Here is a 25,255-nt window from a genome sequence, read left to right on the forward strand (position 1 = left end):
CCCCGGGGGCCCTCCCCAACCCCCCCCCCCCCGCCCGGCCGGGGGCCGCCGGGCCCCGCGGCGGGGGGGCGGGGGGGCGCCCCCGGGCGCGGCCGCCCCCCGGGGGGGGGGGGGGCCCCCCCGGCGACGGTCTGGGACGCTGCGACAACCATCGTCGTCCTTACTTCGCCACGGGGATGGACTGGCGTTGCAGGTCGGTGATCGTCGCCGCGCCGGCATCGGAGAGCGCCTTGCCGAGCGTCCCGGAACCGGACAGCGCGGCGCCGAAGCCGTCACGGACGTGGGCGTAGGTCTGCTCCATCGACGGTCCCCAGGTGAAGTCCTGGCTGACGCCCTTGCCCGCGTCGCGGAACACCGCGTCGACGTCCTGGCCGCCGAAGAACTGCGTGTTCTCCGGCGACGCCTTCGCCGACCCCTGGGCGGCGACGGTGGCCGGGTAGATGCCGCCCTGGGCGGTCAGGATGGCCAGCGCCTGCGGGTCGCTGTTGAGCCACAGGGCGAACTGCGCCGCTTCGGCCGGGTGCTTGGTCCCGGCGAACACCGCGGTGGTGGAGCCACCCCAGTTGCCGGAGCGCTGCTCACCCTTGGTCCACTGCGGAAGGGGCGCCACGGCCCACTTCCCGGCGGTCGAGGGCGCGGCCTTCGCGATCGTGCCGACGCCCCAGACGGCCCCGGTCCAGGTGGCGATCTGGCCGGAGTCCAGCGCCTTGTTCCAGGATTCGGAGAAGCCCTGGTAGTTCGAGACCAGGCCCTGCGAAAGCAGGTTCTGCCAGTAGCCGGCGACCTTGGTGGACGCGGGGTCGGTCAGGTTCACCTTCCACTGCCGGCCGTCCTGGGTGAACCAGTGCCCGCCCGCCTGCCAGACGAGACCGGCGAACCAGTTGACGTCCTTCTGCGGGAAGTGCGTGATCGTGAGGCCGGGGTCCGCGGCGTGCAGGGTCTTCGCGGCTTCGGCGTACTCGTCCCAGGTCGCCGGCACCGGCACGTGGTACTTCTCGAACAGGTCCTTGCGGTAGAACAGGCCCATCGGGCCGGTGTCCTGCGGGATGGCGAAGACACCGTCGCCGCCCACCGAAGCCTGCGCCCAGGTCCAGTCCACGAACTTGGACTTGGCGTCCGCGACGCCGGGGCAGGCCGAGATGTCCCGCAGGCCCTGCTGGACGCGGAAACCGGGGAGGGAGTCGAACTCGACCTGCCCGAGGTCCGGCGCCTGGTTCGCCTTCAGCGCGGTGAACATCTTGTTGTAGGTGCCCTGGTTGCCCTGCGGCGTTTGTTCGACGCTGACGTGGATGTCGGGGTGCCCCTGGTTCCACAGGGCGACGGCCTGGTCGATGCCGGGCAGCCAGGACCAGAACGACAGCTCCACCTTGCCGCCCGCTGGCGCACAGGCCGCGGCGGCCGGGGCGGCGGTGTCGGCGGAGCCGCAGCCGGAGGTCACCAGGGCGAGCGCGGCCACGGCGGCGCCCAGCCGGCGGAGCCGGTTCGTCGGGGGAGAGGTACGCACCATTGCGTTCGGTCCTTTCGAGGGGGCGGCGGCTTCGGTTTCAGCTTCGGCCGAGGCCCGGCGTGGCGAGCCGGACATCGGGGACGGGGGCGGGAAGCGGCTCGGTGGCCCTCCCGAGGGGCCGGAGCGGGCGTCCACTGTGGACCAGGTACCGGTGGCAGCCGGCGGCTCGGGCGGGCCGGCTCGCGGGAGGCAGCGGACCGCCGGGGCGCGGGGCGAGTTCCGCGCGGGCGGCCCGGCCTTCGCGCAACGGCTCCCCGTCGGCGCGCCCGCCGCGCTCGACCGCGGCGAGGTGGTCTTCGAGAGCGGCCCCGGGCGCGGCGCGGACCGGAACGACCGGCGGCAGGGGCGAGCCCAGCGCCCTCGGCGTGCCTGCGCCCATGCCGCTGTCTCCTCTCCGCCACGCTGTCGGAACTGCTGTCGGGAACGTTCCCGGGAATGTTCCCGGCCGCTGTTCCCGGGGAGTATGCGCACCTCGGCGGGACCCCGTCAAGGGGCATTACTCGACGGATTCGACTCAGGCGGTCGCGCGCGTGATCAACGAAACCGGCAGCGAGATCCGGTCGGCGGTGTCCGCCAGCAGGGCCCGGACCAGGGCCTGGCCGTGGTCGTACTTGTCGATCCGGACCGTGCTGAGCGGCGGGTTCAGGTACGCCGACATCTCCAGGTCGTCGAAGCCGACCACCGCGCAGTCCCCGGGCACCGCGCCGCCGCGGGCGAGGACCGCCTGAACCGCCCCGATGCCCATCAGGTCGTTGAACGCGAAGATGCCGTTGACCTCCGGCCACGCCGCCAGCAGCCGGTGGGTCGCTTCCGTGCCGCCCGGGATGGTCGGCGGTCCCTGGACGATCCGGGCCGAGACGTCGCCGAAGCCCAGCGCCGCGCACGCCGTGACGAACGCCAGCCGCCGCTCGTCGACCGCGACGCCGACCGAACTGTCCAGCATGCCGAGGCAGGCGTGCGGTCGTCGGGCGAGCAGCTCGACGGCCGCCGCGGTGCCGGTCGCGAAGTCGTTGCTCACCGAGGCCGCCACCTCCGTCGGCAGCTCCCGGTCGGCGACGACCAGCGGGACCGAGCGCGCGTAGTCGGCCAGGACGTCGTCGGGGGTGCCGTAGAAGAAGCCGACGACGCCGCGTGCGGAGCGGGCCAGCGCGTCCTCGATGGCGTCGCGTTCCCGGCCCGGGTCGGCGTCGGTGTTGTACAGCACGACGCTGCAGCCGGCCGCTTCCGCCGCGTCGTACACCCCGCGCGCCACGGCCGGGTAGAACGGGTTCGCGATGTCGGAGACGATCAGGGCGATGACGTCCGACCGCTGGGTGCGCATCCCCTTCGCCAGCGCACTCGGCCGGTAGCCCAGCCGGGTCGCCGCCGCCAGCACGCGCTCACGGGTGTCCGGGGCGATCTCCGGCAGGTCGCGCAGGGCCCGCGAAACCGTCTGCCGCCCCACGCCGGCTTCCCGGGCCACGTCCTCGATCGTCACGCGCTTGACGCGCGGCAGCCGCCCGCGTTCCGTCACACCGGCACCTCCCTCCGCGGTCAGACGACGAGCCTAAGGGGTCAGGGCGCGGCGCCACTGGCCGGTGACGCTCCGGCGCAGCGCCTCGGTGTCGGCACTGCCCGGATCGAGCAGCCGCTGCAGCGCGATCCCGCGCAGCTGCCCGACCACGGCGATCGCGACTTCGCCGGGGCTGATGTCCGGGTCGATGCTGCCGTCCGCGATACCGGCTTCGACGTCTTCCCGCAGGTCGGCGCGGAAGGCGGCGTCCCGCTCGCGGAAGACCGGGGCCAGGTCCGGCTGGGTGGCGGCTTCCGCCCACAGCAGCAGGAAAGCCTGGTTGAACACGCCGATCCGGCCGAGCTCGCCGAGGTAGCCGTCGATCAGCCGCAGCAGCCGGTCGAGGCCGGGCGGCAGGTCTTCGAGACCCGGGACGAACCCGGCCTGCGTGGCCCGCGCCAGCCGTTCGACCAGCGCCTGCTTCCCGCCGAAGTGGTGGGTGACGATGCCACGGCTGTATCCGGCGCGTTCCCCGACGCGGGCGAGCGTCAGCGAACGCACGCCCTGCTCGACGACGAGCTCGGCGGCGGCGGTCAGGAGGGCGGCTTCGGCCTGGTCGCGGCGTTCCTGCTGGGTGCGGCGTGCGGGGGGCATGGACGCAGCTTAACAAAGTAACTTGCGTGTCGCCCAACAAGTATGTGTAAGGTGGCAGCGAGACCCCAGGAGGATCCGATGATCGAAATCGAAGACCGCGCCCTCGACACCCTGCTCGCCGACGACCCGGGTGGCCCGGTCGTGATGCTCAACCTGCTGCGGTTCCGCCCGGACGGCGGCCGCGAAAGCTACCAGCGCTACGCCGAAGCTCTCCGTGCCGAACTCAACCCCCGGTACGGCTTGGAGGTGGTGTACATCGGCAACGGCGATCCGGCGCTCGTCGCCGAGGACGGCCAGGCCTGGGACATGGTGGCGCTGGTCCGCTACCCGGACCGGAAGACCTTCGCCGCCATGATCCGCGATCCCGAGTACCAGGCGATCACCCACCTGCGCACCGAGGCGCTGCTGGAATCGGTCCTGCAGCCGACGGCGCCGGTGGCGGGCTGATGCCCGCGGTGTTCGTCCACGGCAACCCGGAGACGGCGGCGGTCTGGGACCTGCTGCTGGCCGAGCTGGCGCCGTCGCGGTCCGATCCGGTCTGCCTGTCCCCGCCCGGCTTCGGCGCGCCCCTGCCCGCCGGGTTCGCCGCCACCCCGGCCGGCTACCGGGACTGGCTGGCCGGCGAACTGACGGCCTTCGGTGAGCCGGTGGACCTGGTGGGCCACGACTTCGGCGGCACGCACGTCGTCAACGTCGTGCTGAGCCACCCGCACCTGGTCCGCAGCTGGGTCAGCGACACGCTCGGCGCCTTCGACCCGGACTACGAGTGGCACGAATTCGCCCGCCGCTGGCAGACCCCGGGCGTCGGCGAGGCCGACGTCGCGGCGCGGTTCGGTGCCGCGGTCGAAGAGCGCACGGCGATGCTGGTGGAACGCGGGATGAGTGAAGCCGTCGCGGCCCGCGTCGCGGCGGGGCAGAACGAGGCGATGGGCCGCGCGGTGCTCACCCTCTACCGGTCCGCAGCCGCGACGGGTGCGCACGGTCTCGGGCTGCCGCTGGAACGCGCGGCGGCCCGGCCGGGGCTGGCCGTCCTGGCCACGGCCGACCACGTCGTCGGCACCGAGGCGCAACGCCGCCGGGCGGCCGCCCGCGCCGGTGCCCGGGTCGCCGTCCTCGACGGACTGGGCCACTGGTGGATGACCCACGACCCGGCCCGCGCCGCCGCGGTGCTGACCGGGTTCTGGGCGACCGTCCACTGAGGATCAGCGGGCGGTGCAGACCAGCCCGGCCAGCGGCTGGGACGTGCCGGTGACGACGGCGCCCCAGGTCGTCGTCGCCCCGGCGGCCAGCGTCCCGTTGTAGGTCGCGTTGGCCGCCCGCACCTGCTGGCCGGTCTGGGTGGGCACGGCGTTCCACGAGTTGGTCACCTGCTGGGTGCCCGCGAACGAGAACGCCGTCGTCCAGCCGGACAGCGCGGCCGAGCCGGTGTTCTTGACGGTGAACTCGAGCTGGTGGCCGCCGTTCCACGAAGACGTGACCCCGGAGGTCACCGCGCACGACGCCCCGGCCGGGGTGGTCGACGTGGTGGGAGTCGTCGGCGTGGTCGGAGACGTCGGCGTTGTCGGAGTCGTGGTGGGGGTGCCGGCCCCGGTCGTGTAGCCGATGCCGGTGTAGGCGGCCGCGCAACCCGAAAGACACTGGTCCGGCAACGTGAAGCGGTAGACGCGGCCGTCGTTGACGAGCGTGTCACTCGCGTCCCGGACCCGGATCGCGTACGCGGTGCCCGCCGCGGCGGTCGGGCCGATGATGAAGGCCTGCCCGAGGTCGCTGTCCGGCTGCGCCTGCTGCCAGCTGCCGTCCGCGCCGAGGAACTCCACGCCGTGCACGCCGTTGGGCAGGTGCGACACGGCGATGGCCGTCCAATACCGCTGCGCGCCTTGGAGGAAGCCGAGTTTCAGGTCGCCGGTGTAGCTGGGCGCGGGCACGTAGGACCACGAGACGTGCCGGTTGTTCCAGTGCGCGGGGTTCATGTCGCCGACCGGGACGCCGTTCTTCAAGAACCGGTTGAGCGACGCGGTCGACAGGTCGAGGTGCCCGGGATCGTCGCGGCACCAGGCGTTCGAGTCGCCGCAGCTGTCGGCCACGACCATGGTCAGCTGGGCGCCGGCGTATCCGTCGGTCACCCAGGAACCGTTGCGGCAGAACGGTTGCCCCGGCGCGCCGTCGTTGACGCCGGTGCAGTAGTCGCCGATGGTGACCTGCACGAACCGCCCGCAGTTGCGGCCGTTGTCCCACAGGCCGATCTTCGCGGCCTGGGACGGGGGGATCGGCCGCGGGTAGAAGCTGTAGTCGCCGGGGGTGTTGTAGACGTTGAGGGCGACGAAATCGGGCGAATCGAGCACGTCCTGCGGCAGGCCGCAGCCGCCGTAGGGGGCGCCGAGCGCGTCGAAGTGGGTCGCGTTGCCGGTGACCGGGGAGGCCGGTGCGGCACCGGATTTCCACGGCCACAGCAGGGAAACCGTCACGACGAGGACGGCGATCACGGCGAGCACGCCCGGGCGCGCGGCCATCCGGCGGGAGGCGGATCCCATGGACTCTCCTTCCGCCTTCGGTCACCGCGACCGGCGGACGAGCAGCCCCGGGCGGCGATGTCTGGAAGCGCTCCCAGAATCCCCCGCGCACCCGCCGTTTGTCAATCGCCTCCCCGCCGTTACGCCGGCCCGCGCGCCACGACCGTCAGCCGGTCGAGGGTGAGCCGGCCGGCGGTCAGCCGGAGGCCGATCGCGGGAGACCAGCCGGTGCCGACCGCTGTGCCGAAACCGGGGCTCCGCCCCGGGCCGGGGGCTCCGCCACCCGGATCCCCCGGAAAGCCGGGTGAGCCGGCCGGGATCGTGCGCAGCAGCTGCCACCGGCCCTGGTGGCCCAGCCAGCTCGTCAGCCCGCCCCGGTGGTCCGACACGACGGCGAACCGGTCGCCCGGGGACCAGGTGACCGCGGTGCAGCATCCGCCGGTCACGTCGTCGCCGTAGTCGCGCCCGCCCGCGCGCACGTCCGCGCCGGACGTGCCGAAGTGGTTGTTGTACCAGGCCAGGGCGAGATCGTCGGGCCCGTCGGCGCGGCCGAGGAGCACGCTGTCCTCCGGCGCCCCGCCGGCGAAGGCACGGGGTTCGAGGAGCACCGCGAAGTCGCCGGCCGGGGCGGCCACCGGCGCCACGAGCACGGCGGAAGACTGCCGGCTCGCGGACGCGACCAGTGCGCCGTCGGCCTGGCTCAGTTCGGGCACCGGTTCCCCGAACCGCGCGCCGATCCGGTACGGCTTCAGCTGGTTTCCGCTGAAGTCGTCGTCCCACACCGGCGTGCCGAAGTCGGCGGGATCGAAGACGACCTCCGCCTGCACGAGGTCCGCGGTGCTGCGCACCGGGGTGCCGTGGTCGAGCGTGCTCACGAGCAGCCGCACCGGGGCCCGGGTGCCCACCGGCGTGTCCGCGGGGGCCGTCACGCGCCACCGCAGCGGCACGGGCCGTCCCGGGGTGAGCCGGAGGTCGCCGACCGGGCCCATCGGCTGGGCCGTCCAGCCGCGCGGCAGCGTGAGCGCGGGCCGGACGGTCATCGCCCGCGAGCTGCGGATCGAGCCGCTGAGTTCGATCGCCTGCCCGGGCCGCACGCTCACCGGACCGTCCTGGAGCCGGACGTCGAGCTGCTCGTCCTCGGCGCGCCACGCCTGCACCGCCGTGATCCCGACCGCGCCACCGTCCACTCTGGACGGCAGGACGCGGAGCCCGTCGGTGCGGACCGGCGGCTGGACGAGAACGCGGTTCGGCTTGCCCCGCACCGGTGCGCCGGGATCCCGGTGCTGGCCGGGGAGCTCGGCCCACGTCCCGTCGGCCGTGCGGTACTGCAGGGCGTAGGAGTCCGGCGTGCGGACGCCGCCCCCGTCGTCGTAGAAGGAGATCCGGACGTCGGAGACGTCGGTGGCCGCGCCGATGTCGACGGCCAGCCAGTCGCTGCGGTTCGGGCTGCCGTAGCTCGTCCAGCGCGTCGACGGGACGTCGAGGTCGAAGTCCTGGCCGTCGATCGCGTTCGCCGGGCTGTCCCCGTGCCAGGTGTAGGACGCGGACGCCGCCGGATAGCCGGTGCGGCCGGGGTTCGCCAGGTCGTCGACGACGCGGGCGGGGCCGGCCGGCTTGCCCGGGCGCACCGGCACGTCGACCGCCGTCAGGCCGCTCTGGTGGTGCACGAGCTTGCCGTCCAGCCAGACGCTCAGGCCCGCCCCCTGCCGGTAGACGTGGCCGTCACGGTCCCAGGCGACGGTCAGGTTCCGGCCGTGGTAGGGCACGTTCTCGACGGCGAAGTGGTCCCAAGTGGACGGAACGAGCGGCGCGAGCCGCACGTGGTCGCCCTGCTGGGGCCGGATGCCGAGCAGCCCGGACAGCACGAGGTCGTCGAACGTCGAGTGGTTGTAGTCGTCGCTGTGCCCGGGGGAGTCGTACAGCCAGCGGTCTTCGTCGGGGTAGTGCGCTTCGGCGACGTAGGGCCGGCCGTTCTTGCGCTGGGTGAGGGCGTACCCGTGCAGCAGGGCGTAGTAGTCCTGCGTGGAGACGTAGGGCTGCGGGGGATAGTCGGTGAGCAGGTTCGCCAGTGCGGTGAGGGTCTGGCTGGTCGCGTAGGGCCAGCTCGGACCCGTCCAGCGGCAGCACCCCTGCTGCACGTCGTGCATGAACCACGGGCTCCGCCGTTCGACGGTGGTGGGCCCGAAGGGGGCGGCGAAGCCCGCCGGGTCGGTCACCTGCGACCAAGCGGCGGAGGCACCGGCCGGGGCCATGTGGAAGTACCAGGGCACGAAGCCCATCTCTTCGCGGTCCGCGATCTTGGTGCGCGCGGGGTTGGCGTCCCGCATGACGTGCTTGTAGAACTGGTCGCCGCCGTCCCACAGGAGGCGTTGCTGGTTCGCCTGCAGGGAGCGGGCGTCCCGGTCGTACCGGTCGGCGAGCTGCCGGTCGCCGGGTGCGCCGCGCCGGCGCAGCAGGCTCGCGATGGCCACCGCGTCGCCGTATTGGTAGGCGTTGAGCGTCGGGCGGAAGCCGGCGCCGCCGTGGTAGGGATCCGGGCTCTGGTAGGAACTCGCGGTGTACTCCATGGCGTCCCAGACCGGAACCTGCCAGTAGAGGCCGAGCTGCGCGTCGAACTGGGGTGCCCAGGCGGCCCACTGCCGCTGCAGTTCGGGGAGCCGGTCGACGGCGAAGTCCCACCGGCCGTCGACGGCGGCCCGGGCGAGCACGGCGTCGGCGGCCCAGAACGAGTATTCGTGGGCCCAGTCGGTGGTGTTCTCGTTGAGGCCGTCGGTCGCCGGCTTGGCGCCCGCGCCGCTGCCGCGCAGCCAGTAGTCGACGTAGTCGTCGAGGTACCGGTGGTCGCGCAGCCACCGCCCTTCGTAGAGGTGGTGCCCGGCGGCGGCGTCGATCCCGCCGCCGGGAGCGGAGTACCCGACCGGGCCGAGGAATTCGGAGACGATCCACCCGTCCTTCGGACCGCTGTACTTCAGGGCTTCCTGGTAGGTGCGCCACCGGTAGTAGTAGGTGTCTTCGATCGCCTTGTCGGGCAGGTCGACGAACGGGATGTTGGCTTCGTACCAGCCGGGATCGCTCAAGCCGGCGAGCTTGCCTGCGTGGTCGAGTAGGTGCGTCCCGGGCCCGGGATCGGGGTACATCGGCGGGGGGCCGGCCTGGCCTGCCGCGGCGGGGACCACCGCGGCGGACACGGCGAGGACAGTGGTGGTCAGGACCGTGCACAGACGTCGAAGCGAGCGCATGCTGACGCTCCTCATGCTCCTCGGGGACCAGGCAGGGAGACGGTAGCCGGTCGGATACAACGTTGTAAATACCGCTTTACAACGTTGTATCCGAGCTCCGGCCCCCCCGGGCGGCCGGCCATGGGCCGCCCGGCTGCTCCCACTGCTTTCCCCCGCGGCCGGTCCGCCGCGCCGGGTGAACCGCGAAGGCTCAGGGGCGCCAGGCCGGGTCGCGGCCCAGGAAGCCCATCAGCCGGTCCTGCGCCGAAGCGTCGCCGGCGACCGGCACCGCCGGCCCGAACTGCCCGCTGTCGCGCAGCAAGGACTCCATCGGCTGCATCCCGGCCAAGGTGGCGGCGCAGCGCTCCTCGCCCAGGTCCGGCTCGCGGCCCAGCGCCTTGGCGAGATCCCAGGAGTGCATCCAGACGTCGTTGGTGTAGAACTGATCGATCGCCTCGTCGACCGGCCGGTCACCGGTGTGCGGGTTGCTGAGCACCCGCCCGGCCGGCTCGTCGAGGATGGCCTGGATGTCGGCGACGTGCTGCTTCCAGGCGCCGGCCGGGTCGGCGTCGCCGGCCAGTGCCGGGAGTTCGATCCCGGCGCCCCGCAGGAAGGCGCGCGGCCACTCGACCAGGTGCTGCACCACGTCGAGCGCGGTCCACTCCGCGACCGGGCTGGGGCGCGTCCAGTCGCCGGCCGAAGCCGACTCCGTCAGCTCCGTGAAGCGGGCCGCGTCCTGCGCGTGCCGCTGAGCGGGTCCGGTGGGTGTCATTTCAGGCCTCCTTGGCGAGCAGTGCGTCGAGCTTGGCGTAGCCCTCGTTGATCCCGACGTCCATGCCGCTGGCCAGCATCCCGTCCCGGGTGGCGAAGTCCGGCACCACGCTCAGCACCCGCAGCCGGGTGCGGCCGCCCTCGATTTCTTCCAGGGTCAGCGTTTCCAGGGCGACGCCGTCGGGCTCGCCGTCGTAGGTGAACGTCCACACGATCCGCTCGTTCGGCCGCACGTCGTGGAAACAGCCGTGGAACGCGGCGATCTCCTCGCCGCCGCGGTCGTTGGCGAAAGCCCACTCGCCGCCCGTGCGCGCGTCCCACCGCGTGATCCTCGTGGTGACCGAGTGCGGTCCGACCCACTGCGCGTACAGCTCGGGGTCGATGTGGGCGCGGAACACCTGCTCGGGCGGGGCGTCGAACTCCCGGACGAGCCGGATCGTCGGGACCTTGTCGTCGGCCAGGATCTCGGTTTCGTGCGTTGTCGCGGTCATGACGCGTCCTTTCGTGGCCGGGTTTCTCCGCCGGCCATGCGGCCCAGCAGGGCGTCGAGGCGCCGGTAGCGCTCCTCGGCCTGCCGCCGGTACCGCTCGATCCACTTGGTCATCAGGTCGAACACCTCGGCATCCAGGTGGACCGGACGGCGCTGGGCATCCTTGCTGCGCGTGACCAGCCCGGCTTCCTCCAGCACCTTCACGTGCTTGGAGACCGCCTGCAGGCTCATGTCGTACGGCTCGGCCAGCTCGCCAACGGTCGCGTCCGCGCCGGCCAGCCGCGCCACCAGATCGCGCCGCGTCGGGTCGGCCAGTGCCGCGAACACCCGGTTGAGCCGTTCGCTGTCTTCGTCCACCGGTTCGTCCTCAACTCTTCGGTTGAGCAGGACGGTAGAGGGACTCCGGAACGTTGTCAACCTGGCGGTTGAGAAAGGGTGGGGTTCCGCACGCGGAACCCCACCCGGGTGGATCAGAAGTGGTCGGGCGTGTTGATGCGGTTCCGGACCAGTGCACCGGACGCGGTCAACCGGCCGGTGCCGTAGTCGCCGCCCGCGCAGGTGCCCGGTTGCAGCGCGGCGCTGCTTTCGTCGGCGTCGGAGTACGTCCAGTTCGCGTAACTGATCTGCAGCTGGTCGAGCAGATCCAGCCAGGCCGTGGTGCTCGCCTGGTCCAGTGCGCCGCCGCCGGTGGCGGTCACCGTGCCGAACTCCGTGACGAACAGCGGCAGCCTGGTGGCCGCCCGGCTCACCGTGGCGCGGTAGTTGTCCTTGTGGCTGGCGGCGTAGAAGTGGAACGTGTACATGATGTTGCCGGCGTTGACGGGGTTGTTGACGATCTCGGTTTCGTTCGAGCCGTCGGAAACGCCGAGCGACGACCAGCCACGGGTGCCGACGATCACGACAGCGTCCGGGTCGGCGGCGCGGATCACCGGGATGACCTGTTCGGCGTAGCTCTTGATGGCGCCCCAGCTGACGCCGTTGGGTTCGTTGGCGATCTCGTAGATCACGTTCTTCCGGGCCGCGTTGCGCGCGGCCACCGCCGCGAAGAACGTCTTGGCGCGGTCGAGGTTGTAGTTCGGATCGCCCGGGGTGAGGGTGTGGAAGTCGACGATCGCGTACATCCCGCGTTCCTCGGCTTCGCCGACGAGGCTGTTGACCCGGTCGGTGAACCAGGCCGGGTTGGTCTCGTAGCCCTTTTCCTGCACGTACATGGCGATGCGGAGCAGGTCGGCGTGCCAGTCGTTCGCGAGGGCGTCCAGGGACGCGTCGTTGTAGCAGGAGTCGAACCACTGCAGGCCGTGCGTGCTCATGCCGCGCAGCTGGATCGCCCGGTTCGCCTCGTTGCACAGGTGGACACCGCAGACGTGCAGCTGCCCGTTCGCGGCCAGCGGCGTGCCGCCGGGGGAGGGCGTGGTGGTGGTCGTGGTCGTGGTCGTGGGGGTGGTCGTGGTCGTCGTCGACCCGGTGCAGGTGACGCCGTTCAGGGTGAAGGATGCCGGAACCGGGTTGGCGCCGGTCGTGGTGCCGGTGAAGCCGAGTTCGGTGGTGGCACCCGTGGTGAGGGTCCGGTTCCAGTCGGCGTTGGCCGCGGTGGCGGTCGCGCCGGACTGCGCCCATGTGGCGTTCCAGCCCTGGGCGACCTTCTGGCCGGCGTCGGGGAAGGTGAACCGGAGCAACCAGCCGGTGATCGCGTCACCCAGGTTGGTGACCTTGACCGCGGCCTGGAACCCGCCTTGCCACTGGTTGGTGACGGTGTAGTCGACGTGGCAGCCTTGCGTGGCGGCCGAGGCCTGGGGCATGGCCAGCACGGCGGTGCCGCCGAGAACCGTCGCGCCGGCGGCCGCCAGCGCAGCGATGGAGCGCTTCATTGAACTCCCTTGGGTCCGGTGTTCGAGTGTTTCACCAGGCTGGGAGCGCTCCCAGGAATGAGAACATCCGGCGCCGGTCGACGTCAAGAGCGGGCGCCCTGATGTCCTGGGGGTATCACCGGCGCCCGAAGAGGTCTTGGACGACGCCCTCTCGCCGGCGGAAGAGTGGGGAAGTATTCGAAAGGAGCAAGCATGAAGGTCTTTCTGACCGGCGGATCCGGCTACATCGGCCGGGCCACGATCGCGGAGCTGGTGCGGACGGGCCACGCCGTCGAGGCGCTCGCCCGCAGCGACCGCGCGGAGGCGTCCGTCGTGGCGGCCGGGGCCACCGCGGTCCGCGGCGGTCTCGCCGATCTCGACGTCCTCGCCGACCGCGCCGCCCGGGCGGCGGCGGTGATCCACCTCGCCCAGGCCGCCTCGGGGGAGGAGGACCTCGCCGCGGCCACGGCGATGGGCGGCGCCGGCAGGTACGTGCACACCGGCGGCACGTGGGTGTACGGCGACACCGGCGGCTTGCGCGACGAAACCGCGCCGTGGAACCCGCCGGACGTGGTGGCCTGGCGCAAGCCGGTGGAGGAGGCGGTGCTGGCGCGCGCGGCCCACCCGGTGATCGTGCGGCCCGGGCTGCTCTACGGCGGCGAAAACCGGCTGATCGACGCGTTCTTCGTCGAGCCGGGCCGCAAGAGCGGGGCGATCCCGTACCTCGGCGACGGCGCCAACCACTGGGCGCTCGTGCACGTCGACGACCTCGCCCGGTTGTACGTGGCGGCGTTGGCGGCCGAGCCGGGGTCGGTCTACCTCGGGGTGGGCGGGGTGAACCCGGCCGCGAAGGAGGTGGCCGAGGCGTGCGCGCACGCGGCCGGCCTGGACGGGAAGACGACGTCGATCACCCTGGAGCAGGCGCGGGCCGAGATGGGCCCGATCGCCGACGCGTTCGCCCTCGACCAGGAGTTCACCCCGGCCAAGGCGCGGCGGGAGCTGGGCTGGGAGCCGCGGTACCCGGACCCGCTGCGGGTGCTCGCCGTCGGCTGAAGGTGGCCGACGCGAGCCGGATATCTCCTCCCGCCACGAGAGATTTTCTGCCGCGAATCGCGTACCCGTCGTCGGCTCCGTATGGTGTGCCCAGCCGCGCGGCGGGTCGACGTTCGTGGGAAAGCCGGGGAGCATGCAGCCGGAGGACTGGCAGGATCTCGTCGACGGCCTGCCCGTCGTCGTGTGGGAGGCCGACGCCCGCAGCGGCGCCTTCTCGTTCGTTTCCGATGCCTCGCACGCTCTCCTGGGCCACCCGCCCGGGTCGTGGTCGGCCGATCCCGCGTTCGCCCTCTCGGTGGTGCACCCGCAGGACCGCGACCACTGCGCGCGGGCCCGGGACGAGGGCCGGGCCCACGGCAGCTACGAAGTCACCTACCGCGCCCTGACCGCCGACGGCCGGGTGGTGTGGCTCCACGAACTCGGGCGGGTGCAGCCGGGCGGGGCGACGATCGGCGGCGTGCTGCTGGACGCCTCCGGACGGCGGTCCGAAGCGGAGCGGCAGCGGTTCCTGGCCGGGTTCGAACGGGGTCTGCAGGAACTGGACGACGCCGAGGACGTCATGGCCTACGCGGCCCGCAGCCTCGGCGAACACCTCGGTGCGGACCGCTGCGCCTACGCCGAAGCGGAAGCCGACGAAGACCACTTCCTGATGAGCGGGGACCACGCCACCGGCCTGCCGCCGTTGCCCGGCCGCTTCGCCATGTCGGCGTTCGGGGACGGCTGCATGCGCGCCATGCGGGCCGGGCGCTCGTGGGTGGTCGCCGACAGTCACCACGACGTCCGCCTCGAGCCGGCGGACCTGGACGCCTACCGCGTCACCGGCATCCGCGCCGTCATCTGCGTGCCGCTGCTGCGCGGCGGCCGGTTCGTCGCGGCGATGGCCGTGCACCAGGCCACGGTCCGGGAGTGGACGGACGCGGAGGTCGAGCTGGTCGAGCTCATCGTGAGCCGGTGCTGGGAGTCCATCCAGCGCACGCACGCCGGCCGCGCCCTGCGTGACAGCGAACAACGGCACCGGCTGCTGGTGGAACGCGCCACCGACGCGATCTGGGTGCTCGACCGCGACCTGCGGTTCGCCGAGATCAACCCCGCGGCCTGCGAACTGCTCGGGTACGCGCGCGACGAGCTGATCGGCACTTCGATCACCGCCCTGCTCGACGACGCCGGGAGCGAACGGTGGCGGCAGCTCATCGCCCGGCCGGGCGCGGTCCGGGAGACCAGCGAAGTCCACCACGTGCGCCGGGTCGACGGCACGGAAATGGCGCTGGAGCTGAGCATCCAAGCCACCCCGTCGGGCGTGCAGGCGATCGGCCGCGACGTCACCGAGCGCCGTCGGCGTGAAGCCGAGCGGGAGCTCCTGCTGCAGCGGGAGCACGAGATCGCCGAGACGCTGCAGCGCAGCCTGCTGCCGCGCGAACTGCCCGCGCTGCCCCGGATCGCCGCCGCGGCCCGCTACCAGCCGGCCGCGGTGCACGCCCAGACCGGCGGGGACTGGTACGAGCTGGTGGCCGTGGGCCCGACCCGCGTCGCGCTGTCCGTCGGCGACGTCGTGGGCAAGGGACCGCAGGCGGCGGCGGTGATGGGCCAGCTGCGCAGCGCACTGGCCGGCAGTCTGCTCGACGGCCACGGCCCGGCCGCCGCGCTCGACCGCCTCGACGCCTTCGCGGCGCGCACGGCGGGGGCGGCCGGCACGACCTGCGCGTGTCTCACGCTCGATTGGGAGACCGGCGAACTGCGTTGGGCCGTCGCCGGGCACCCGCCGCCGGTGGTCGTCGAGGCCGGCGGCGCCCGGCTGCTGTCCGGCGGCGGCGCCGTGCTCGGCGGCCCGGACCGGGCCCACCACCGCGAGCACACCGTGACGCTGGCGCCCGGCGCCTCGGTGCTCCTGTACACCGACGGCCTCGTCGAGCGCCGCGACGAGCCGATCGACGAGGGACTGCGGCGGCTGTGCGAAGCCGCCGCCCGCGCGCACGCCGCCGCGCCGGAACAGCTCGTCACCGCGATCGGCTCGGCCCTGCTCGACAGCGGGCAGGAGGACGACGTCGCCCTGCTGGCGATCCGCCTGGTGCCCCCGCCGCTGCGGCGGTCCGCGGCCGCCGAACCCGACGTCCTGCGGCGCCTGCGCGAGGACCTCGCGCGCTGGTCGGCGCTCGCCGGCCTGCCCGCGGAACTCCACCAGGACCTGAGCCTCGCCCTGGGGGAGGCCGTGGCCAACTCCGTCGAGCACGCCTTCCCGGAGACGCCGGGCGAGGTGGCGTACTCGGTGACCCGCACGGCGGACGGCCGGCTCGAGGCGCTCGTCCGCGACGACGGCCGGTGGCGCCGCGAGCCGGCGGACAACAGCCACCGCGGACGGGGCATCGGGATCATCAAGGCGCTGTCGGAGGAGTTCGGCATCGACCACGGCGGTCCCGGCACCGCCGTCCGGTTCCGCATCGCCCCGGACCCCGACGCCGCGCCGGAAAGCCCGCCCGTGGCACCCGAAATCGTGGTCCCGGCCGGCGTATCGGTGGACGAAGGCGGGCCGGGGCCGCTGGCGCTGAAGCTCACCGGCGACCTCGACCTGGCGACGATCGGCGAGGTCCGGCCGGCCGTACTGGCCAGCGTCGAAGCCACCGCGACCCGGTCGGTGGTCGTCGACCTGACCGGACTGCGGTACCTGAGCAGCTGCGGCGTCGCCCTGCTGCTCGACGTCGCGGCGGTGGCCCGGCGCCGCGGCCTGGCCGTCACCACCCGGGCGAGCGCGGCTTCCGCGCCGCTGCGCATCCTCGAGCTCGCCGGCCTCATGGGGTCGCCGTCCGGGGCGTTCGTGGTCGAAAGCGTGGCGCCGTAACTGTGGCACTGTGGTCGCATGGGGGATGACCTCGCCGCGGCCGTGGCCGCCGTCGCACCGGCCGTCCGTGCCGTGCTCCCGGCCGCGCCGGCCGCGGTGCTGGGGCGCCTGCGGTGCGAACCGGAACGCCGCCGGTTCCCGGACGTGCCCGAGTCCGAAGTGCTGTGGTCGCTCATGTCCTTGCCGCCGTGGGTGGTCGAGCGGGTGCACGGCGCGGTGGAGCTCACGCTGGCCGGTCTCGCCGTTCCGGCGCTTTCGGTGACGGCCGCCCTGCTGCCACCACCGTCGTCGGGGGGCTTCGGTTTCCTCGCTTCCGAAAGCGAAGCGGAAGCGGTGCGGGAGACGCGGTTGCTGCACCACGCCCGGCCCGGTCTCCTGGAGCTGGTGGCGGACCTGACGGCCGGCCTGGTGGCCGACGACCGGCTGCTGCCCACCGCGGAAGGCGACGAAGCCGGGATCGCGGCCGCGCACGGCGCCGGCCACCTCGCGATCGCGCTGGTGACCGCGACGATCGCCGCCCGCGAAGCCGGCCGCCCCGCAGCCGCGGGCATCGTCGGGACGGCGCTCGGGGTCGCGGCGAACCTGCTGCGCGCACGACCGATGCCCGACGCCTACGCGGCGGCGCTGCGGGAGAAGCAGCGCGCCGGCTACCGGCTGCCGCAGTACGGGAGCACGTCCGTGAACGTCCGCGACCACGTCTTCGCCTTGACCGAGGGCGAATTCCCGGCCTTCGGCGACTTCGCGGACAACGGCCTCGCGGAGGCCGCCGACGGTGGCGTGGTGGTCCGCACCGGCACGGAGAACGGCTCGGTGCACGTCAGTGTCCGGGTGCTGGCCGAGCCGCCCGCCACGGTGGACACCCTGGGCTGGGACGAGGTCGTCGACCTCGGCTGGCACGCGGAGCACGGCTCGGCGAGCGTGGGCGGGGGCGTGCCGACACCGCCGTGGCCCGGCGACTACCGCGTCCGCGTGCACGCCTACGGCCGCGACGACCCGGAAACCGAGGGCTACAGCCTGTGGGTGTGGGCGGCGCCGCCCGCGCCGCCGGTGGTGCACGCCCGGGCCGACCGCCTCGGACACCGCCTGCGCGGCGAGCCGGAGCCGCCGGTGGCAGACCGGCCCGAGGTGCGCTACCGCTGGATCGGGCGGTCCCGGCTGACGGTGGCGGCGACGGTCACGGTGGTCACCGGCCTTCCGGCGGACGACGTCCTCCGCGCGTTCGGCGCGGACCCCGGCCGGCCCGAGCCGCTGGCGGAATTGCGCGAGGCGTACGCGGACCCGTGGCTGGCGGTGCTGGAGCTCGACGGCGTGGTGGTGGCGATCGAGGAGAACGGCTTCACCGGCTCTCACGCGCCCGTGCTCACCGCGGCGTCGCGGGGCGGCCGCGCGGCGAGCATGTTCTGGAACGTCAACGGCATGACGCGCCTGTCCTTCGCCAGGGGCGGCGAGCTCCGGTCGGCGTTCGAGCCGGGACTGGGCGAGCCGTCCGCGGACGAGGACGTCGCCGCGGCGCTGGCCGGCCTGGACCTGGAGAACTTCCGCGACCGCAACGAAAAGGGCCTGGTCGCCCTCGAGCGGTTCACCGGCCGGGGGCTCTACCCGGAAGACCTGGAGGACATCGACCGGCGCGGGGTGGCGTACCTGATCAGCGACCCCGGTTGACCGCGCTGATGTCGTCCTGAAGCCGTTCGCGGACACTCGACCGGGCGTCGCGCGGCGCGGGTGCCGTCGGCCGGGACGGCTCGCCCGCCGGGCCCGGCACCGGGAAGACCTGGTGCTCCCCGGGCAGCGGGACGCCGGGGCAGATGGTGGCCGCGGGCCGGCCGCGGCCGAGGTAGAAGCCGTTCACCAGATCGTCCACACAGGAATTCCCGCTGACGGCGTACTGGCCGTGGAAGGGCGACTCCGCCACCGAGATCATCGGGATCCCGGCCGCCCGGGCCGCCGTCTCCGCCTGCTCGTAGCCGGTCTGCGGATCGAATTCGCCCTGGACGACCAGGATGTTCTTCGCGGCCCGCGGCGAGAGCGTCGGCAGCTCGTGCTGGGGCGCGTCGGACCAGAAGCCGCACGCCTCGCTGAGTCCGTAGGCCCAGCCGAACAGCGGGTAGGCCGGCCCCTGCAGGTCGCTGAGCAGCTTGTACCAGCTCGCGGTCCGCGTCGGCTGGTCGCCGCACGCCACGGCCAGCCGCGTACCCGGGACGTCGGCGTAGTCGGGCTCCGGCGGGTCCGCCGCCACGTCGGCCGCGGTCAGCCGGTCCGCCGGACGGCCGAAGACGGCCCGGGAAGCCTGGTCGAGGTCGCTCCGCAGCGCGGCGGGCGCGGGGGCGGCGGCCGTGCCGTCCATCGCGGCCGCGCCCTTGGTGAGGACCAGGGCGCCGGTCAGCCACTGCCGGGGGCTGCCGTTGCCGACGAAGACCGAGTCGAAGACGTCGGGCGGGATGCCCTTGGTCTTGAAGAACGCCCGCAGCCGCTCCCACTTGGCCCGGACCTCGGTGGCCGTCTTGCCGAGCTGGTCCGGGAACCGCCGGGCCAGCCACGGCGCGTAGACGCGGTCGAACTGGCGCTGGTCGATCTTCGGGAACGCTTCGAACGCGGCTTGGAGGCGCCCTTCGAAGTTCACGCTGGAGTCGAGGACCATCTTGCCGGCCTGCGCCGGGAACAGCGACGCGTACTTCGCGCCGAGCCAGGTGCCGTAGGAGAAGCCGAGGTAGTTCAGCTTCTCGTCGCCCAGCAGGCTGCGGATGAGGTCCATGTCGTGCGCGGTCTGCCAGGTGGTGATGAACGGCGCGAGCGCGTCGCTCTGGCACGCCTCCGCCAGCACGCGCGGCGTCCGCTGGTGCAGCGCGATGCTGGTTGCGGAGCGGTCGCGGGCGTCGAGCTCCTCGTCGTCCTGGGGCAGCCGTCCCAGGGGCACCCGGCAGATGTACCCCTCGTCCGTGCCGCCCTCCTGGCCGGTGCCCCGGGGGTCCATCCCGACGATGTCGTAGTGCTCGTTCACCGCCGGTTCCAGGCCGGCCAGCGCGCCCGCGAGCGAAGTGCCCCGGCCGCCGGGGCCGCCCGGGTTCACCAGGATCGCGCCCTGCCGGCTGCCGGTCGCCGTCACCCGGCTGATCGCCACCTGCAGGTCGGTGCCCGCCGACGGGGCGGCCCAGTCTCGCGGGACGGTGATCCGCGCGCACTGGGCTGTGGGAGTCCGGGGCTGGCTTTTCTGCTTGAACGGGCAGGCGCCCCAGGAGACCTCCTGACCCCGGTACGGCGCGAGCGGGTCGGGCGTGGTCGCGGCGGCGGGCGCCGTGGCCGCCACCAGGACCGAGACGGCCACCGCCAGCCCTGCTCGGGACGTTCGCACCGCAGATTTCCTTCCTCGCGCACCGGCCGGGCAAGATCCAATCACGACGGCCGGGGGAGCGGCAGCGCGAAAACCGCGGCTCGCCGTCAGGATTCCTTCGATCCGGTGAACGCGGCCGGGCAGCTCAGGTGCGGTACGGGCCGTGGTTCCCGAGATCGGGGCTGACCCGCGGGTGCGGGCCCTCCTGGCCGGGCACCGGCGTGACGGTGGCGCGCCACGCCGGGTCCGTCGCCGCCGGCTCGACGACCACCTCGGTGGCGGGCCGGACGTAGGTTTCGGTGCCGCGCGGCTCGCCGTCCCGGTCCTGGAAGTGGTTCTCGACGATCCGGTCCTGCCGGCGCTGGGCGAGCACGGCCAGCGTGAGGACGTGGGCCACGGCCATCAGCAGCAGGAAGATACCGAGCCGGCCGACCAGGGCGGCCGTCGAACCCGACCACTGCGGGCCGACGACGGAGAGCAGGGCGAGCACGCCGAAGGAGACGAGGTGGAAGACGGTCACCACCATCCACGCCAGCGAGCCGGTCCCCTCCCCGCCCTCCGGCCCGCTGAGGTAGCGCCGGCCACCGCGGTAGAGCACCTGGCCGTCGGCCACCACGAAGACCAGGCCGATGATCAGGAATCCGGTGAGGTCGTTGTCGGGCATGCGTCTCCTCCTCGTTTCCGGCGGAGTACCCGGCCGGGCCGGGTGCGGCCGCCGATTCACCGGAACGAGCGAGGGGTCGGTCCGCTCACACCGGGAATCATTCCCGGCCGCCGGACGTCTGAGGTCGTGTGAAGAAGATTGGCTTCCTCTCGTTCGGCCACTGGTCGGCGAGCGCGCACTCCGAGACCCGGTCGGCCGCCGACTTCCTGCACCAGTCGATCGACCTGGCGGTGGCCGCCGAGGAACTCGGTGTGGACGGCGCCTACTTCCGCGTGCACCACTTCGCGCGGCAGGCGGCGAGCCCGTTCCCGCTGCTCGCGGCGATCGGCGCGCGGACGTCGAAGATCGAGATCGGCACCGGCGTGATCGACATGCGCTACGAGAACCCGCTCTACATGATCGAGGACGCGGGCGCGGCCGACCTCATTTCCGGTGGCCGGCTCCAGCTGGGCATCAGCCGGGGATCCCCCGAGCAGGTGATCGACGGCTGGCGCTACTTCGGGTACGCCCCTGGCGAGGGCGAGACGGACGCCGACATGGCCCGCCAGCACACCGAGGTGTTCCTCAAGCTGCTCGACGGCGAGGGCTTCGCGCAGCCGAGCCCGCGGCCGATGTTCGCCAACCCGCCGGGCCTGCTGCGGCTCGAGCCGCACTCGGAGGGCCTGCGCGACCGCATCTGGTGGGGCTCCGGCTCGAACGCCACCAGCGTCTGGGCGGCGAAGCTGGGCATGAACCTGCAGAGCTCGACGCTCAAGGATGACGAGACGGGCGAGCCGCTGCACGTCCAGCAGCGCAAGCAGATCGAGGCCTACCGCGAGGCGTGGACGGAAGCCGGCCACGAGCGGGAGCCGCGGGTTTCGGTCAGCCGCAGCATCTTCGCGCTGACGAACGACCAGGACCGCGCGTACTTCGGCCGCGACCGCCACTCGCGCGACCAGGTCGGCATGATCGACGAGAACACGCGCGCGATCTTCGGCCGGTCCTACGCCGGGGAGCCCGACGAGCTCGTGGGGCAGCTCAAGGAGGACGAGGCGATCCAGGCCGCGGACACCCTGCTGCTCACCGTCCCGAACCAGCTCGGCGTCGACTACAACGCGCACGTGCTGGAGAACATCCTCACCCACGTGGCCCCGGAACTGGGCTGGCGCTGAGGAACGGCGGCCCGGTGGCGGCCGGGCCGGTCTCCGTTCAGCTGTGGGAAACGTTCAGGCCGTAGAACGCGACCCGCGCGCCCTTCGTCGTGCTGCTCGAAGAGGACTGGTTGTACGAGCCGGCCTTGAAGTACTGCTTGTACGCCTTGAACGACGACGGGATGCCGTAGTGCGTGGTGCTGCCGTTGACCGTGAGGTCGATGGTGTTGCCGCCGGAGATGCCGATCGTGTAGGTCCACGTCTTGCCGACCGAGACGTGGCCGACGGTGTGGGACGTCTGGCCGCCGTCGGGGGAGTTCTCCGTGCCCAGCACGATGTCCCCGCTCGCCCGGTAGTACAGCTCCAGCAGTGGTTTCGTCGACGAGCCGCCGGTGCCGAGGTGCACCTGGCCGACGCACACGTTCGACGTCACCGAGACCACGCGCAGTGTCGCGTTCAGCTTGTGCGACCCGCTGAGCGACCAGTTCGCGGCGGAGCCGTCGCGGTTCATTTCGCGCAGCTCCGAGCGCGCGTAGTTCGAATTCGGCGTCGTGACGCCCTTCTCCGGTGCCCAGAAGGTCATCGCGCCGTCGCGGGTGTCGGTGTAGAAGTAGCTGTCCTGGAAGCCGTTCGGGCCCTGCAGCCGGGACGACGAGATGGTCGTCGGGCTGCCCGGCGAGCCGACCGGCTCCTGCAGCTGCCAGACCGAGAGGTCGAAGTTGCCGCCCGGGGCCACGGACGGATCCGCCGCCAGCGCGGGGGACGCGGTGGCCGCGGCCAGCGCCGGGATCGCCAGGAGGACGAGCAAAGCACGAACACGCATCGTCGGGTGTCCTTTCGCGGTGGAACACACCATTCGTTCACGGACGTGAAATAAATGGTCTGGACAACCCGGCGGCGTGGACCCACGGTAGGTCGGCGGTCGCCCCGGTGTCAAGATCGCCGCGCACGCGAACGGGCCCGGCCGATCGCGAGGATCGGCCGGGCCCGTTCGGGGGTGGATCAGGCGAGGTCGAAGCGGTCGAGCTCCATGACCTTCGTCCACGCCGCGACGAAGTCGGCCACGAACTTCTCGCGGGCGTCTTCGCTGGCGTAGACCTCGGCCAGCGCCCGCAGCTGCGAGTTCGAGCCGAAGATCAGGTCGACCGCGGTGGCGGTCCACTTGACCTCGTCCGTCGCGACGTCCCGGATCTCGTAGACGTTCTCGCCGGACTCCGCCGCCTTCCACCGGGTGCCCGGCGCGAGCAGGTTGGCGAAGAAGTCGCCTGAGAGCACGCCCGGCCGGTCCGTGAGGACCCCGTGCGCGACACCGCCGACGTTGGTCCCGAGGGAACGCAGGCCGCCGACGAGGACGGTCATCTCGGGCGCGGTCAGGTCGAGCATGTAGGCGCGCTCGACGAGCAGCACCTCCGGCTGCAGCTTCTCGCCGGAGCGCAGGTAGTTGCGGAACCCGTCGGCGCGCGGCTCCATCACCTTGAAGGCGTCGACGTCGGTCTGCTCCTGCGAGGCGTCGGTGCGGCCCGGGTGGAACGGCACGGTCGTCTCGACGCCGGCGTCGCGCGCCGCCTTCTCGACGGCGGCCGAGCCGGCCAGCACGATGAGGTCGGCCAGCGAGATCTGCGCGCCGCCCGCCTCGTTGAACTCGCGCTGGATGCCCTCGAGGATCTCCAGGACCTTGCCGAGCTGCTCGGGCTGGTTGACCTCCCAGCTGCGCTGCGGCTCCAGGCGGATCCGGGCGCCGTTCGCGCCACCGCGCTTGTCGGTGGAGCGGAAGCTCGCGGCCGACGCCCACGCGGTCGAAACCAGCTCGGCGGTGCTCAGGCCGGACTCCAGCACCTTCGCCTTGAGAGCGGCGATGTCGGCGTCGCCCACGAGGTCGCCCTCGACGGCGGGCACCGGGTCCTGCCACAGCTGCGGCTCGGCGACCCACGGGCCGAGGAATCGGCTGACCGGGCCCATGTCGCGGTGCAGCAGCTTGTACCAGGCCTTGGCGAAGGCCAGCGCGAACTCGTCCGGGTTCTCCAGGAACCGGCGCGAGATCGGGCCGTAGACCGGGTCGAAGCGCAGCGACAGGTCCGTCGTGAGCATCGTCGGCTTGTGCTTCTTGTTCGGGTCGTACGGGTCCGGGATGATCTCCGGGGCGTCCTTGGCGACGTACTGCTTGCCGCCGCCGGGGCTCGTGGTGAGCTCCCACTCGAAGCCGAAGAGGATCTCGAAGAAGCGGTTGCTCCACTCGGTCGGCTTGTCGGTCCAGGTCACCTCGAGGCCACTGGTGATCGTGTCCGGACCCTTGCCGCTGCCGTGCGTGCTCAGCCAGCCGAGGCCCTGCGCCTCCAGGTTCGCGCCCTCCGGCTCCGGGCCCACGTGGTCGTCGGCGACGCCGGCGCCGTGGGTCTTGCCGAAGGTGTGGCCACCGGCGATGAGGGCGACGGTCTCCTCGTCGTTCATCGCCATCCGGGCGAAGGTCTCGCGGATGAAGTGCGCCGCCGCCTCGAAGTCCGCGTTGCCGCGGGGACCCTCGGGGTTGACGTAGATGAGCCCCATCTCGGTCGCGCCGACCTCGGGCGCCATCTCCGAGTCGCTGACGTAGCGCTCGTCGCCCAGCCAGTCGTCCTCCGGGCCCCAGATGACCTCCTCGGGCTCCCAGACGTCTTCGCGGCCGAAGCCGAAGCCGAAGGTCTTGAAGCCCATGGACTCCAAGGCGACGTTGCCGGCGAGCACGAGCAGGTCGGCCCACGAGATCTTCTGGCCGTACTTCTGCTTGACCGGCCACAGCAGGCGGCGCGCCTTGTCGAGGTTGGCGTTGTCGGGCCAGCTGTTGAGCGGGGCGAAGCGCTGGTTGCCGTCACCGGCACCGCCGCGGCCGTCGTGGATGCGGTAGGTGCCCGCGGCGTGCCAGCTCAGGCGGATCATCAGGCCGCCGTAGTGCCCGAAGTCGGCCGGCCACCAGTCCTGCGAGGTGGTGAGCACGTCGGTGATGTCGCGCTTGAGCGCCTCGACGTCGAGCTTCGCGAACTCCTTGGCGTAGCTGAAGTTCTCGCCGAGCGGGTTGCCCTTCGCGGAGTGGGCGTGCAGCACCGACAGGTCGAGCTGGTTGGGCCACCAGTCCTTGTTCGTGCGCGGACGGCCGCCCGTCTTCGGCGTCGGGGAGTCGATCGCCGGGTTTTCGCTCTCGCTTCCGTGCGAAGTCACCGAGTCGTGCGCGACCGGGCAACCGGCCGCCGCCTTCTTGTCCACGCCCTGCGCGCTGGACGGGGTGTCCTGGGTGGAGCTCATTTACTTCCTTCCGGGAGCGGCGAATCATTTCGGGGACGGTCGGCCGCGCAGTCGGGGCAGGTGCCCCAGTAGACGACCTCCGCCTGGTCGATCACGAAACCGTGGTCGTCCGAAGCGGTGAGACAGGGGGTGTGGCCGACGGCGCAGTCGACGTCGGCTATCGCCCCGCACGAACGGCACACGACGTGGTGGTGGTTGTCACCCACCCGGGCCTCGTAACGGGCGTTCGCCCCGGCCGGCTGGATGCGCCGGACGAGCCCGGTGTCGGTGAGCGCCCGCAGCACGTCGTAGATCGTCTGGTGCGACACCGCCGGGTGGTCGGCCCGCACCAGATCGATCACCGTCTCGGTGTCGACGTGGGGATGGTCGCGCAGCGCGGCCAGCACGGCCAGCCGGGGCCGGGTGACCCGCAGCGAGACCGCCCGCAGCTGCGCTTCGAAGTCTGACATCGCCGCCGACCCTAGGGCGTTTTCTGGAATGGG

The 25,255-nt window shown here is 72.6% G+C and carries 21 protein-coding genes; 6 read left to right on the top strand and 15 right to left on the bottom strand.

The annotated features are described in order from the left end of the window. Nucleotides 1-160: 160 nt before the first annotated feature. The 4 genes from ISP_RS21940 to ISP_RS21955 form a co-directional block, all read right to left on the bottom strand. Nucleotides 161-1,507, bottom strand: a complete 1,347-nt coding sequence (locus ISP_RS21940; protein WP_013225936.1) for an ABC transporter substrate-binding protein — start codon at nt 1,505-1,507, stop codon at nt 161-163. Between the two features lie 37 nt (nt 1,508-1,544). After that, nucleotides 1,545-1,886 (bottom strand): hypothetical protein, encoded by a 342-nt coding sequence (locus tag ISP_RS21945; RefSeq protein WP_014467060.1) that lies wholly within the window; start codon nt 1,884-1,886, stop codon nt 1,545-1,547. A gap of 135 nt (nt 1,887-2,021) precedes the next feature. After that, nucleotides 2,022-3,020, bottom strand: coding sequence for a LacI family DNA-binding transcriptional regulator (locus ISP_RS21950; protein ID WP_013225937.1), 999 nt, complete (start codon nt 3,018-3,020; stop codon nt 2,022-2,024). Nucleotides 3,021-3,053: 33 nt separating this feature from the next. Continuing rightward, a complete protein-coding gene (locus ISP_RS21955; RefSeq protein ID WP_013225938.1) occupies nt 3,054-3,653 on the bottom strand; it encodes a TetR/AcrR family transcriptional regulator in 600 nt (199 codons plus the stop codon). Between the two features lie 78 nt (nt 3,654-3,731). Here ISP_RS21955 and ISP_RS21960 point away from each other — a divergent pair, with 78 nt between their 5' ends. Both ISP_RS21960 and ISP_RS21965 read left to right on the top strand, forming a co-directional pair. Next, entirely contained in the window at nt 3,732-4,100 is a 369-nt protein-coding gene (locus ISP_RS21960; RefSeq protein WP_013225939.1) for a DUF1330 domain-containing protein, read from the top strand. Next, complete coding sequence (locus ISP_RS21965) at nt 4,100-4,852, top strand: alpha/beta fold hydrolase (protein ID WP_013225940.1); 753 nt, start codon at nt 4,100-4,102, stop codon at nt 4,850-4,852. The genes ISP_RS21960 and ISP_RS21965 overlap by 1 nt, the downstream gene beginning before the upstream one ends. A gap of 3 nt (nt 4,853-4,855) precedes the next feature. Here the strand turns inward: ISP_RS21965 and ISP_RS21970 are convergent, their stop codons facing one another. From ISP_RS21970 to ISP_RS21995, 6 genes are all read right to left on the bottom strand, one after another. Beyond that, the gene (locus tag ISP_RS21970; protein WP_013225941.1) at nt 4,856-6,184 is read right to left on the bottom strand and encodes a cellulose binding domain-containing protein; all 1,329 of its coding nucleotides are present in this window, start codon (nt 6,182-6,184) and stop codon (nt 4,856-4,858) included. Nucleotides 6,185-6,303: 119 nt separating this feature from the next. After that, nucleotides 6,304-9,402 (bottom strand): MGH1-like glycoside hydrolase domain-containing protein, encoded by a 3,099-nt coding sequence (locus ISP_RS21975; RefSeq protein ID WP_013225942.1) that lies wholly within the window; start codon nt 9,400-9,402, stop codon nt 6,304-6,306. A gap of 190 nt (nt 9,403-9,592) precedes the next feature. Then, nucleotides 9,593-10,153, bottom strand: coding sequence for a maleylpyruvate isomerase family mycothiol-dependent enzyme (locus tag ISP_RS21980; RefSeq protein ID WP_013225943.1), 561 nt, complete (start codon nt 10,151-10,153; stop codon nt 9,593-9,595). Nucleotide 10,154: 1 nt separating this feature from the next. After that, nucleotides 10,155-10,643, bottom strand: a complete 489-nt coding sequence (locus tag ISP_RS21985) for an SRPBCC family protein (protein ID WP_013225944.1) — start codon at nt 10,641-10,643, stop codon at nt 10,155-10,157. Continuing rightward, nucleotides 10,640-10,999 (bottom strand): ArsR/SmtB family transcription factor, encoded by a 360-nt coding sequence (locus ISP_RS21990; RefSeq protein ID WP_013225945.1) that lies wholly within the window; start codon nt 10,997-10,999, stop codon nt 10,640-10,642. Before ISP_RS21990 ends, ISP_RS21985 begins: the two co-directional genes overlap by 4 nt. Before the next feature lie 113 nt (nt 11,000-11,112). Further along, entirely contained in the window at nt 11,113-12,510 is a 1,398-nt protein-coding gene (locus ISP_RS21995) for a cellulase family glycosylhydrolase (RefSeq protein ID WP_013225946.1), read from the bottom strand. 192 nt (nt 12,511-12,702) lie between these two features. Between ISP_RS21995 and ISP_RS22000 the strand changes: the two genes are divergently transcribed. The 3 genes from ISP_RS22000 to ISP_RS22010 all read left to right on the top strand — a co-directional run bounded on the left by ISP_RS22000 (nt 12,703) and on the right by ISP_RS22010 (nt 18,037). After that, nucleotides 12,703-13,542 (top strand): NAD-dependent epimerase/dehydratase family protein, encoded by an 840-nt coding sequence (locus tag ISP_RS22000; protein ID WP_013225947.1) that lies wholly within the window; start codon nt 12,703-12,705, stop codon nt 13,540-13,542. 115 nt (nt 13,543-13,657) lie between these two features. Continuing rightward, nucleotides 13,658-16,375, top strand: a complete 2,718-nt coding sequence (locus tag ISP_RS22005) for a SpoIIE family protein phosphatase (protein WP_235204781.1) — start codon at nt 13,658-13,660, stop codon at nt 16,373-16,375. 18 nt (nt 16,376-16,393) lie between these two features. Continuing rightward, nucleotides 16,394-18,037 (top strand): DUF6461 domain-containing protein, encoded by a 1,644-nt coding sequence (locus ISP_RS22010; protein ID WP_013225949.1) that lies wholly within the window; start codon nt 16,394-16,396, stop codon nt 18,035-18,037. Here the strand turns inward: ISP_RS22010 and ISP_RS22015 are convergent. After that, nucleotides 18,021-19,697 (bottom strand): alpha/beta fold hydrolase, encoded by a 1,677-nt coding sequence (locus ISP_RS22015; RefSeq protein ID WP_013225950.1) that lies wholly within the window; start codon nt 19,695-19,697, stop codon nt 18,021-18,023. The genes ISP_RS22010 and ISP_RS22015 overlap by 17 nt on opposite strands. Before the next feature lie 151 nt (nt 19,698-19,848). Beyond that, nucleotides 19,849-20,367: a hypothetical protein gene (locus ISP_RS22020; protein ID WP_013225951.1), complete on the bottom strand. Its 519-nt coding sequence runs from the start codon at nt 20,365-20,367 to the stop codon at nt 19,849-19,851. A 128-nt stretch (nt 20,368-20,495) separates the two neighbouring features. Between ISP_RS22020 and ISP_RS22025 the strand changes: the two genes are divergently transcribed. After that, entirely contained in the window at nt 20,496-21,518 is a 1,023-nt protein-coding gene (locus tag ISP_RS22025) for an LLM class flavin-dependent oxidoreductase (protein ID WP_013225952.1), read from the top strand. 37 nt (nt 21,519-21,555) lie between these two features. Here the strand turns inward: ISP_RS22025 and ISP_RS22030 are convergent, their stop codons facing one another. From ISP_RS22030 to ISP_RS22040, 3 genes are all read right to left on the bottom strand, one after another. Further along, entirely contained in the window at nt 21,556-22,320 is a 765-nt protein-coding gene (locus ISP_RS22030; protein WP_013225953.1) for a polysaccharide lyase family 7 protein, read from the bottom strand. 179 nt (nt 22,321-22,499) lie between these two features. Next, entirely contained in the window at nt 22,500-24,773 is a 2,274-nt protein-coding gene (gene katG / locus ISP_RS22035) for a catalase/peroxidase HPI (protein WP_013225954.1), read from the bottom strand. After that, on the bottom strand, nt 24,770-25,222 hold the full coding sequence (locus tag ISP_RS22040; protein WP_013225955.1) for a Fur family transcriptional regulator: 453 nt from the start codon (nt 25,220-25,222) through the stop codon (nt 24,770-24,772). The genes katG and ISP_RS22040 overlap by 4 nt, the downstream gene beginning before the upstream one ends. Between the last annotated feature and the right edge of the window lie 33 nt (nt 25,223-25,255).

The sequence above is a fragment of the Amycolatopsis mediterranei genome (assembly GCF_026017845.1).
GTDB classification, from domain to species: domain Bacteria; phylum Actinomycetota; class Actinomycetes; order Mycobacteriales; family Pseudonocardiaceae; genus Amycolatopsis; species Amycolatopsis mediterranei.

Excerpts from the sequence above, each read along its gene's own strand:
- ISP_RS21940 (WP_013225936.1), bottom strand. The coding sequence starts at position 1,507 with ATGGTGCGTACCTCTCCCCCGACGAACCGGCTCCGCCGGCTGGGCGCC.
- ISP_RS21945 (WP_014467060.1), bottom strand. The coding sequence starts at position 1,886 with ATGGGCGCAGGCACGCCGAGGGCGCTGGGCTCGCCCCTGCCGCCGGTC.
- ISP_RS21955 (WP_013225938.1), bottom strand. The coding sequence starts at position 3,653 with ATGCCCCCCGCACGCCGCACCCAGCAGGAACGCCGCGACCAGGCCGAA.
- ISP_RS21960 (WP_013225939.1), top strand. The coding sequence starts at position 3,732 with ATGATCGAAATCGAAGACCGCGCCCTCGACACCCTGCTCGCCGACGAC.
- ISP_RS21965 (WP_013225940.1), top strand. The coding sequence starts at position 4,100 with ATGCCCGCGGTGTTCGTCCACGGCAACCCGGAGACGGCGGCGGTCTGG.
- ISP_RS21970 (WP_013225941.1), bottom strand. The coding sequence starts at position 6,184 with ATGGGATCCGCCTCCCGCCGGATGGCCGCGCGCCCGGGCGTGCTCGCC.
- ISP_RS21975 (WP_013225942.1), bottom strand. The coding sequence starts at position 9,402 with ATGCGCTCGCTTCGACGTCTGTGCACGGTCCTGACCACCACTGTCCTC.
- ISP_RS21980 (WP_013225943.1), bottom strand. The coding sequence starts at position 10,153 with ATGACACCCACCGGACCCGCTCAGCGGCACGCGCAGGACGCGGCCCGC.
- ISP_RS21985 (WP_013225944.1), bottom strand. The coding sequence starts at position 10,643 with ATGACCGCGACAACGCACGAAACCGAGATCCTGGCCGACGACAAGGTC.
- ISP_RS21995 (WP_013225946.1), bottom strand. The coding sequence starts at position 12,510 with ATGAAGCGCTCCATCGCTGCGCTGGCGGCCGCCGGCGCGACGGTTCTC.
- ISP_RS22000 (WP_013225947.1), top strand. The coding sequence starts at position 12,703 with ATGAAGGTCTTTCTGACCGGCGGATCCGGCTACATCGGCCGGGCCACG.
- ISP_RS22010 (WP_013225949.1), top strand. The coding sequence starts at position 16,394 with ATGGGGGATGACCTCGCCGCGGCCGTGGCCGCCGTCGCACCGGCCGTC.
- ISP_RS22020 (WP_013225951.1), bottom strand. The coding sequence starts at position 20,367 with ATGCCCGACAACGACCTCACCGGATTCCTGATCATCGGCCTGGTCTTC.
- ISP_RS22030 (WP_013225953.1), bottom strand. The coding sequence starts at position 22,320 with ATGCGTGTTCGTGCTTTGCTCGTCCTCCTGGCGATCCCGGCGCTGGCC.
- katG (WP_013225954.1), bottom strand. The coding sequence starts at position 24,773 with ATGAGCTCCACCCAGGACACCCCGTCCAGCGCGCAGGGCGTGGACAAG.
- ISP_RS22040 (WP_013225955.1), bottom strand. The coding sequence starts at position 25,222 with ATGTCAGACTTCGAAGCGCAGCTGCGGGCGGTCTCGCTGCGGGTCACC.